This window comes from Staphylococcus simulans, from assembly GCF_003043455.1.
Lineage (GTDB): Bacteria > Bacillota > Bacilli > Staphylococcales > Staphylococcaceae > Staphylococcus > Staphylococcus simulans_A.
In genome coordinates this window covers 1-2,583 of the sequence record NZ_PZGG01000120.1, presented here as the reverse complement: position 1 = coordinate 2,583, position 2,583 = coordinate 1, and the positions used below count along the sequence as shown (strand labels likewise).

The following is a 2,583-nucleotide window of genomic DNA, read 5'->3' as shown; positions in this document are numbered from 1 at the left end:
CTCTAGTAAACCCAGAAATTTTGCCTTCATTTTTAAGCTGATTAACTTGTATAATTTTCGGTCCAGAAAGGTTGACGTTCATCATTGAAATCAACACCGACACCTAAGTTTTTAAAGCTTGGTTGTAAAATATTTTTTCGATGTCCTTCTGAATTCATCAAACCTTCATGTGCGAAAATACTATTTTGATGACCATACGCTAAGTTTTCACCCGCGCTATTATAATCAATGCCATCTTTTTTCATTCGATCAAATGGAGATTCACCATTAGGATTAGTATGATCAAAGTAATGGTTGTCAGCCATATCTTTACTGTGTTTTCTTGCAGTATTAGAAATGGCTTCACTATATTTCAACACAGATAAGCCTTTTTGAACACGCTCTGCATTGACAATATCAAAGTTCTGCATTTCAAAACTTTGCGCTAGTGAAGACGATGGCGCACCGTAAGGCTTGGTCAGACGATGTTCCATTTCCTTACTGATTTGCATGACACCTGTCACTTGATTATTTTCATGCTTGTCATAAAAGACAGTCGTATAAATACCATCTTTATCAAACACATCATATTCATCGCTCGTGATTTGATATCTATAATTACCTTTCGTCATTTCATCAATCGGTTGGCCTAATCTATCTCTGACAGCTGATTTCGGCGAACCATACTTGATTTTCAATTTTGAAGAGATAACATTTTGATTACTATAAATACCATTCACTTTATTATTCATATAACTGACCATCACAAAAGAACGATAATCTTTATGATATGTGTACCATTTCAAACCATATTCATTTGCGCTGACACGCTCAGGTTTACCTAAAGCTTGTTCCACTTCATCTTTTGTCATATTCATTTGAATATTATTTAATGCAAAATCTTGCTTATCCGGCACTTTAAGCGTAGTTTCATTGACACTTTCATGTGCGGTAATTGCTTGTATTTTTGCTTTCGCTTGATTTTGAAAGTCAATCATCCATGGTGTCTCTTTAACTGGAATGATTAAAGCAGCAAGTAACAGGATGACAACAAATGAAAAAGTACGTCTAATCGTCTACACCTCCAAAAGGTAAAGCTTAGTCTCTATCCCCATTAAAGATAGAGTTTCTTACGATGACATAGTCTACTTTTCTTAATTCTAGCAAGTCTTTACCGCCTGCATAAGAAATAGAGCTTTGTAAATCTTGTTGCATTTCATTTAATGTATCTGCTAAAGACCCTTTATGTTCTACAAACATTTTCTTACCTTCAACATTTTTGCGCTCACCTTTTTGGAATTCAGAAGCACTGCCGAAGTATTCTTTGTATAATTTACCGTCAAGTTCTACTGTTTCCCCTGGTGATTCTTCATGTGCTGCAAATAATGATCCAATCATTACCATTGAAGCACCGAAGCGGATAGATTTCGCGATGTCGCCGTGTGTTCTGATACCGCCATCAGCGATGATTGGCTTACGTGCTGCTTTACTGCAGTGGTTCACTGCTGCTAATTGCCAACCGCCTGTACCGAAGCCAGTTTTGATTTTAGTAATACAAACACGACCAGGTCCGATACCAACTTTTGTCGCATCTGCACCTGCATTTTCTAATTCTCTCACACCCTCAGGCGTACCTACGTTGCCAGCAATCACAAATGACTCTGGTAAATATTCTTTCAAGTGGCGAATCATGTTGATCACTTGTTCTGAGTGACCATGTGCAATATCGATTGTGACATACTCAGGTTTTAAACCTTGTTCTGCGATTTCTTTAACGAAATCATATTCATTATCTTTAACACCTACAGAAATAGATGCGAATAATCCTTTATCTTGCATTTTTTTGATGAATGGAATACGAGCTGCTTCATCAAAACGATGCATAATATAGAAGTAATCATTTTCTGCGAACCATTCTGCTAATTTTTCATTCATAACTGTCTGCATATTTGCAGGAACAACCGGCATCTTGAAACGACGTGGTCCGAATTGGATGGATGTATCACATTCCGAACGGCTTTTTACTATACATTTATTTGGAATCATTTGGATATCTTCATAATCAAAAATTTTCATATCTATCTTTACACCTTACCCTTTATTTTCTCTAACTCAAAAAGTCCAATATACATCATACTACCTCATTATGACTTTTACCATAAAAAAGCGTGTTTTCTTCAAAAAATGCGCAAAAAAAGAACACATTTCGTTCAAGAAATGTGTTTCATAATAAATTGATTGCTAAAAACTAGAAATTACCAGCTTGCTTTTCTTACGCCAGGAATTTGACCTTTATGTGCATGTTCTCTGAATGCGATACGTGACATTTCGAATTTTCTCATTACGCCACGAGGTCTTCCAGTTACTTTACATCTGCGAGTTAAACGTGTTGGTGATGAATCTCTAGGTAATTTTCTTAAAGCTTCATAGTCACCTTTAGCTTTTAACTCTTGACGTTTTGCGTAATATTTAGCAACGAGTTCTTCTCGTTTTTGTTCTTTAACAACTTTTGATTTTTTTGCCATTAAAGTTCCTACCTTTCTTAATAGTAAATGTTCATAATCGTAATTATTACGATTTATATCATAACAAAATTTCCATCTT

3 protein-coding genes are annotated in these 2,583 nt (G+C 35.5%); all 3 read right to left on the bottom strand.

The genetic code is table 11. The annotated features are described in order from the left end of the window. Window positions 1-41: 41 nt before the first annotated feature. Window positions 42-977: a CAP domain-containing protein gene (locus BU038_RS12190; RefSeq protein WP_107606236.1), complete on the bottom strand. Its 936-nt coding sequence runs from the start codon at window positions 975-977 to the stop codon at window positions 42-44. 100 nt (window positions 978-1,077) lie between these two features. Beyond that, complete coding sequence (gene guaC, locus BU038_RS12185; RefSeq protein ID WP_107606235.1) at window positions 1,078-2,055, bottom strand: GMP reductase; 978 nt, start codon at window positions 2,053-2,055, stop codon at window positions 1,078-1,080. Between the two features lie 179 nt (window positions 2,056-2,234). Continuing rightward, window positions 2,235-2,504 (bottom strand): 30S ribosomal protein S14, encoded by a 270-nt coding sequence (rpsN, locus tag BU038_RS12180; protein WP_002480842.1) that lies wholly within the window; start codon window positions 2,502-2,504, stop codon window positions 2,235-2,237. Window positions 2,505-2,583: the final 79 nt, after the last annotated feature.